The 6,107-nt window shown below is 36.5% G+C and carries 9 protein-coding genes and 1 pseudogene; 7 read left to right on the forward strand and 3 right to left on the reverse strand.

Annotated features, from left to right (window positions below):
* Positions 1 to 9 precede the first annotated feature (9 nt).
* Positions 10 to 543, reverse strand: a pseudogene (trpS, locus tag AC1DDX_RS21390) (tryptophan--tRNA ligase); the annotation flags it as partial.
* A gap of 260 nt (positions 544 to 803) precedes the next feature.
* Here trpS and AC1DDX_RS21395 point away from each other — a divergent pair.
* The 6 genes from AC1DDX_RS21395 to AC1DDX_RS21420 all read left to right on the forward strand — a co-directional run bounded on the left by AC1DDX_RS21395 (position 804) and on the right by AC1DDX_RS21420 (position 3,674).
* Positions 804 to 1,415, forward strand: coding sequence for a lysophospholipid acyltransferase family protein (locus tag AC1DDX_RS21395; protein ID WP_477612306.1), 612 nt, complete (start codon positions 804 to 806; stop codon positions 1,413 to 1,415).
* Positions 1,412 to 1,702: an Asp-tRNA(Asn)/Glu-tRNA(Gln) amidotransferase subunit GatC gene (gene gatC / locus AC1DDX_RS21400; protein WP_048906171.1), complete on the forward strand. Its 291-nt coding sequence runs from the start codon at positions 1,412 to 1,414 to the stop codon at positions 1,700 to 1,702. Before AC1DDX_RS21395 ends, gatC begins: the two co-directional genes overlap by 4 nt.
* Positions 1,703 to 1,752: 50 nt before the next feature.
* On the forward strand, positions 1,753 to 2,511 hold the full coding sequence (locus AC1DDX_RS21405; RefSeq protein ID WP_172659157.1) for an ABC transporter ATP-binding protein: 759 nt from the start codon (positions 1,753 to 1,755) through the stop codon (positions 2,509 to 2,511).
* Positions 2,512 to 2,520: 9 nt separating this feature from the next.
* Complete coding sequence (locus tag AC1DDX_RS21410; RefSeq protein WP_172659156.1) at positions 2,521 to 3,069, forward strand: cob(I)yrinic acid a,c-diamide adenosyltransferase; 549 nt, start codon at positions 2,521 to 2,523, stop codon at positions 3,067 to 3,069.
* Positions 3,070 to 3,155: 86 nt separating this feature from the next.
* On the forward strand, positions 3,156 to 3,377 hold the full coding sequence (locus AC1DDX_RS21415) for a DUF2795 domain-containing protein (protein WP_008240955.1): 222 nt from the start codon (positions 3,156 to 3,158) through the stop codon (positions 3,375 to 3,377).
* A gap of 135 nt (positions 3,378 to 3,512) precedes the next feature.
* Positions 3,513 to 3,674: a lmo0937 family membrane protein gene (locus AC1DDX_RS21420; RefSeq protein ID WP_152542334.1), complete on the forward strand. Its 162-nt coding sequence runs from the start codon at positions 3,513 to 3,515 to the stop codon at positions 3,672 to 3,674.
* Positions 3,675 to 3,724: 50 nt separating this feature from the next.
* On the opposite strand, the gene AC1DDX_RS21425 is transcribed toward AC1DDX_RS21420, so the two are convergent.
* Together AC1DDX_RS21425 and queA are read right to left on the reverse strand one after the other, a co-directional pair.
* Positions 3,725 to 4,402, reverse strand: coding sequence for a 2-C-methyl-D-erythritol 4-phosphate cytidylyltransferase (locus tag AC1DDX_RS21425; RefSeq protein ID WP_172659155.1), 678 nt, complete (start codon positions 4,400 to 4,402; stop codon positions 3,725 to 3,727).
* A 93-nt stretch (positions 4,403 to 4,495) separates the two neighbouring features.
* A complete protein-coding gene (gene queA, locus AC1DDX_RS21430; RefSeq protein ID WP_172659154.1) occupies positions 4,496 to 5,545 on the reverse strand; it encodes a tRNA preQ1(34) S-adenosylmethionine ribosyltransferase-isomerase QueA in 1,050 nt (349 codons plus the stop codon).
* A 174-nt stretch (positions 5,546 to 5,719) separates the two neighbouring features.
* Between queA and AC1DDX_RS21435 the strand changes: the two genes are divergently transcribed.
* Positions 5,720 to 6,107 (forward strand): ABC transporter permease (locus AC1DDX_RS21435; RefSeq protein WP_477622565.1); only part of this gene is annotated, 388 nt, incomplete at its 3' end.

A 6,107-nucleotide genomic window follows, 5' to 3' on the forward strand; every position in this document is an offset into this window, starting at 1 on the left:
GCTTCAGGGAAATATTCTGGCTTCAGGGAAATATTCTGAATTATATAATCTGTTAAATCTATTGCCAAAAGTACGTGTAAATTCAAGGTGCTGTTCCTGATCTTTTCCAACGGGTACTTTTGTAGCCTTATGGATCAAAATATCAGCTGCCATTAAGGTAGGGTAGGTTAGCAGACCTGCATTTACATTATCTGGCTGAGACCTTACTTTGTCTTTAAATGAAGTACTTCTTTCCAACTCACCCATGTATGCATTCATATTAAGATATAAATACAGTTCGGCAACTTCCGGAACATCAGACTGAATATAGATGGTTGTTTCTTCAGGGTCTATTCCACATGCAAGATATTCTACCAAAACGTGTCTAACGTAGCCATGTAAATCTCCAGGAGTAGGATGAGTCGTTAAAGAATGAAGATCAGCAATGAAAAAAAAGCAGTTATAATCGTACTGCATTTTTACAAAGTTGGTTACTGCACCAAAATAATTCCCTAAGTGTAATTTTCCTGTCGGACGTATGCCACTAACTACCGTTTCTTTCATAGGGCCGAAATTAATAAAAAACCACAACTCGATCTGCTAATAATTTCTTTTTTTATCCTTATTTCTTTAATTGGTTAATTAATTTCTCAACTCTGATACTTTAATGGTTTGAATTCTAAAAATTTGTATGTTTGAATTCAATGGTTAAACTTCTAAGGCACCTGCACCGTATTTATTCTTTATTTGTTCTTTTGGTTTTTTCGGCTCTGTTTTACCCGTTTTATTATCTTGCTTCGAGAAACCCAAAGTACTACGACCTGATGAACAAATTGCGCAAATGGAATAGCTTCATTTGTAGTTTCTTTATTGGATTGGCTTATCGTATTAAGTTTGAAGAGGAATTAAAAAGCGATCAGACTTATATCTATTGTGCCAATCATACTTCTAATTTTGATATCATGATACTTTGTGTAATTGCAAAGGGACGCTTTCATTTTATGGGTAAAGAAGAGTTGCTGGCTAACCCTGTTTTAAAGTTGTTTTTTAATACTATTGATGTTCCGGTAAAGCGTGAGAGTAAGATTTCGGCGTTTAGGGCGTTTAAAAAAGCAGGTGATAATCTGGAAAAGGGAATGAGCCTGATTATTTTTCCGGAAGGAAGGATAGAAGATCAATATCCTCCCAAAACAATCCCTTTTAAAAATGGGCCTTTTAGACTTGCAATTGAAAAAAATATAGCCATTGTTCCTGTCAGTATGATTAATGTTTGGAAAAGAATGTGGGATGATGGATCAAAATATGGAACAAGTCCGGGAATTTGCGATATTTACATCCACAAACCAATTGGGACTCAGGATTTGGGTGTTGATGACTCAGATATATTGAAGGACCGCGTTTTTGATTTAATAAACAGTAAACTTGCTCATAAATGATTATAGATAAGCAAACCATAAATAAAGTTGCTGATTTAGCCAGAATAGCTATTGAAGATAAAGAAGTTGATACATTGATTGCCGACATGAATAAGATACTTACTTTTATGGAGAAGTTGAATGAGTTGGATACTACAGGTGTAAAGCCTTTGGTTTATATGAACCAGGAAGAAAACATCTGGAGAGAAGATGTAGTGAAGCAGGAAATTACAGTACAAGATGGATTAAAGAATGCAGCTAAACACAACGAAAGCTTCTTCTTTGTCCCTAAGATCATAGAAAAATAAGCTGAAGTGTAACATTGAAGTATTAAAGATCGTCTAAAAAGAAAAAAGTGATGGAAAAAGCATTAATACAAATTACAGAGATAGGCCGTAAATACGTTATAGGTTCAGAAGTTATTCATGCTTTAAAATCCGTTACTCTTGATATCCATAAAGGCGAGTTCGTTGCTTTAATGGGGCCTTCAGGTTCTGGTAAATCGACCTTAATGAACATTCTTGGCTGTTTAGATACCCCAAGTAAGGGAACATACATTCTTAATGGAATTAATGTGAGCCATATGACCGATAATGAGCTTGCTGAGGTAAGAAATAAAGAGATCGGGTTTGTTTTTCAAACTTTTAATCTTTTACCCCGTTCAACATCTTTAGATAATGTTGCTTTACCATTAATTTATGCCGGTGCTTCTAAAAAGGAGCGTGACGAGCGGGCTCAAAAAGCTTTGGAAAACGTAGGCCTGGGCAACAGGGTTACACACAAGCCTAATGAGCTTTCGGGTGGGCAGCGCCAGCGTGTAGCTGTTGCCAGAGCTTTAATAAACAACCCATCAATTATATTGGCCGATGAGCCAACAGGTAACCTTGATACTAAAACTTCCATAGAAATTATGGGTTTGCTTGAAGAAATTCATAGTAAGGGAAATACCATCATCCTGGTTACGCACGAGGAGGATATTGCTCAACATGCTCATCGCATTGTGCGTATGCGCGATGGTTTGGTTGAGAAGGACTATAAGAATGAAGATATTAAAACCGTATCGCCACGCCTTAGCAATCTGGAAAAAATAGGCAGTGATTTTGAGAAAATAGTATAACATTTCTTAATGAAGATATATACCAAAACCGGTGATAAGGGATTAACCTCGTTGATAGGAGGTACCCGAGTTCCGAAATTCCATTTGCGTATTGAATGTTATGGAACCGTTGATGAGCTTAATTCCTACATAGGATTAATCATGTGTCAGGATATAGATAACCATCATCAAAAAATACTTAAAGAGATTCAGGACAGGTTATTCACTGTAGGAGCATCGCTAGCTGCTGATCCTGAAAAATCCAAAATGAAGATACCCGACCTTCATGAAAGCGACATTGCACTGTTGGAACAGGAAATGGATGGCATGAACGAAATACTGCCAGAATTGAAGCATTTTGTGTTGCCAGGTGGAAATACGGTAGTTTCTTACTGCCATGTTGCAAGATGTATTTGCCGCCGTGCAGAGCGTTTAACGGTACATTTGGCTGCCGAAAGCTTTGTTGACGAAAAAATGACCATTTATTTGAACCGTTTAAGCGATTATTTATTTGTTTTGGCACGAAAACTGAATTTAGATGCTGGAACGGAAGAAAATATATGGCTTCCGAGGCTTTAAAAAAAGTGGAAAAAAAAGTTTGTTTTGCTCAGGTTTTTTAATATACTTTTGCGAATAAATTTAGAATAACTTAATAGTAAAGAAATATGTATTGGACTTTAGAACTCGCATCGCATTTGGAAGACGCTCCATGGCCTGCAACAAAAGATGAATTGATAGATTATGGTATACGATCTGGAGCACCTGTAGAGGTGATAGAAAATTTACAAGCTTTGGAAGACGATGGGGAACCATATGAAACCATCGAAGAAATTTGGCCAGATTACCCTACTAAGGATGATTTCTTCTTTAACGAAGACGAATATTAACCATAACTAATAAAAAAGAAAGGCCCCAATTATCGGGGCCTTTCTTTTTTTGGAACGATGATTGTTTATGTATTGTCATGGAAGTGTTTAACACAACCTGAAATCTATCTAAAACATATACTTAAATTAAACGTTATGGGAAATCTACTTTATCTAGTTGCCGTAGTATTAGTAATACTGTGGATCATTGGCTTCTTCTTTAATGGTTTTGGTCCGAATGTTGGTGGCTTAATCCATATTTTATTAGTGATTGCTGTTATCGCAATTATTCTAAAAGTTATCAATAGGGCAGCGTAATAGCATTCCTGTTAATCGGTCGTTATGCTATTAGAGACCATTTGTCTTTATCAGCGTAACGACCGCTTGAGGAAAATTGAAGCAATTTCAAGATCCTCCGGATAAGTAATTTTAATATTCTCTCTTTCTCCGTCTATCATATTTATCTCAAATCCAGAATACTCGGCAACTGAGGCGTCGTCCGTAAACTCATTTCTGAACGGCTTTTCATATGATTTTCTTAACATGTCCAGATTAAATGTTTGGGGGGTTTGTATCAAAGCGACCTCATTTCTGTTCAGCGACTCACTTTTTTGGCCTCCAATGATTCTCCTGATGGAATCTGTTGGATTAATGCCTACAACACAGTTGCCTTTTTCTTCCGCTACCTGAAATGATTTCGAGATAAGCTCAGGAGATACCAATGGTCTTACTGCATCATGTACGGCAACAATCCCTTTTCCCCTAATTGCTTTTAAACCGTTTTTTACGGAGTGAAATCTTTGTTCGCCACCTTTTATTACCTGATGAGGAATTGAGCAGCTGTAAGTATTACAAAGCTCTTCCCAGTAGGCATGTTGATGTATGTTTAATACTAAGAGTATTTCGGGGTTTAGTGGGCATTGATGAAAAGCCTCAAGTGTATGCATGAGTATCGGCTTGCCATCTAATAATAGAAATTGTTTGGCGATGGTATTTTGCATTCTGTTGCCGGAACCACCTGCAACTAAAATAGCGTAGTATTTCATGAGTGAGTATTTAGTACTTAGTATTTAGATAAATCGTATAGTTAATGAGCTATTTGCATTTTGTCTAAATACTAAGTACTAGTATCTAAAGTACTAAATGATTAACATAGCATCACCATAGCTATAGAAACGGTATTTTTCTTTTAAAGCTACTTCATAAGCATGTCTAACATAATCGTAACCGCCAAATGCACTTACCATCATCAATAAAGTTGATTCCGGAGTGTGGAAGTTAGTAATCATTGAGTTAGCGATACTGAAATCATATGGAGGGAAGATGAACTTGCTCGTCCAGTCGTTAGCCGCCTTAAGTGTTCTGTTTGAAGAAACAGCAGATTCTATTGCACGCATCGAAGTAGTTCCAACAGCACAAACCCTTCTTTTTTCTTCAATCGCTTTATTTACAATATCTGCATCTTTTTGCTCAATAATGTACTGTTCTGAGTCCATTTTGTGTTTAGTTAAATCTTCAACCTCTACAGATCTGAAAGTACCTAAGCCAACATGTAAAGTAACTTCTGCAAAATTAATACCTTTTAATTCCAGACGTTTCATCAACTCTCTGCTAAAATGCAAGCCAGCAGTTGGGGCAGCAACTGCACCTTCATGTTTTGCAAATATAGTTTGATAACGTTCTTTATCCTGCGCAGTAGCTTTACGCTTAATGTATTTTGGAAGTGGCGTTTCGCCAAGGATTTCGATATTTTTTCTGAATTCTTCGTCAGTTCCATCAAATAGGAAACGGATGGTACGTCCGCGTGAGGTGGTGTTATCAACAACTTCGGCAACTAATAAATCGTCATCACCAAAGTATAATTTGTTTCCAACGCGGATTTTACGGGCCGGATCAACCAAAACATCCCATAAACGTAATTCTTTGTTCAGTTCACGTAATAAGAAGACTTCAATTGTCGCACCTGTTTTTTCCTTGTTTCCGTATAAACGGGCAGGAAAAACTTTGGTGTTGTTCAATATCATTACATCCTTATCATCAAAATAACCTAAAATATCCTTAAATATTTTATGTTCAATTTTGCCACTATCCTTGTGTAAAACCATTAAACGGGCTTCGTCCCTTTGTTCTGAAGGATTATTGGCAACTAATGATTCAGGTAGATTAAACTTAAATTGAGATAACTTCATATTTTTCGATGTGATAATTAAGGGCGCAAATTTACAAAATATAATCTTCTTTTTTGCAATTAACTTACGTCCTGATAAACAAGATATGTTTTATTCATAAACATAAATGTATTTTTTATATTATATAATGTTTTTCTGTAACCTTTTTGGTTAGTTTTGGTCTAAACATTAATTATGATCATTCTCAAACTAATAGGCGAAAGTTTTCGATTTGCATTTGATGCTCTCCGCCAAAATAAGCTTCGCACCATGCTTTCCTTATTAGGGATCACCATTGGTATTTTTGCAATCATATTCGTGTTTTCTGCTGCTGATACTTTTAGAAGTAAACTGCAGGCAAGTATAGATAAACTGGGTTCTAAAACAATATTTGTTCAGAAATGGCCATGGGGTGGTTTTGGAGATTATCCGTGGTGGAAATATATGAACAGACCTGTGCCGTCGCTGAGAGATTATGAGTTGCTTAGGGATCGTCTGGAACATGCCGAAGGCTTGTCTTATGAAATCTGGGCAAATGAGAGAACCATTAAATACAGAAGTAATTCTGTAGAAGGTGTGGGAG

The sequence above is a fragment of the Pedobacter sp. 10L46_2 genome (assembly GCF_056395165.1).

What these genes read in the sequence shown, in the direction of transcription:
- AC1DDX_RS21405 (WP_172659157.1), top strand. Translation starts at nt 1,753, where the DNA reads ATGGAAAAAGCATTAATACAAATTACAGAGATAGGCCGTAAATACGTT.
- AC1DDX_RS21410 (WP_172659156.1), top strand. Translation starts at nt 2,521, where the DNA reads ATGAAGATATATACCAAAACCGGTGATAAGGGATTAACCTCGTTGATA.
- queA (WP_172659154.1), bottom strand. Translation starts at nt 5,545, where the DNA reads ATGAAGTTATCTCAATTTAAGTTTAATCTACCTGAATCATTAGTTGCC.
- AC1DDX_RS21425 (WP_172659155.1), bottom strand. Translation starts at nt 4,402, where the DNA reads ATGAAATACTACGCTATTTTAGTTGCAGGTGGTTCCGGCAACAGAATG.
- AC1DDX_RS21420 (WP_152542334.1), top strand. Translation starts at nt 3,513, where the DNA reads ATGGGAAATCTACTTTATCTAGTTGCCGTAGTATTAGTAATACTGTGG.
- AC1DDX_RS21415 (WP_008240955.1), top strand. Translation starts at nt 3,156, where the DNA reads ATGTATTGGACTTTAGAACTCGCATCGCATTTGGAAGACGCTCCATGG.
- AC1DDX_RS21395 (WP_477612306.1), top strand. Translation starts at nt 804, where the DNA reads ATGAACAAATTGCGCAAATGGAATAGCTTCATTTGTAGTTTCTTTATT.
- gatC (WP_048906171.1), top strand. Translation starts at nt 1,412, where the DNA reads ATGATTATAGATAAGCAAACCATAAATAAAGTTGCTGATTTAGCCAGA.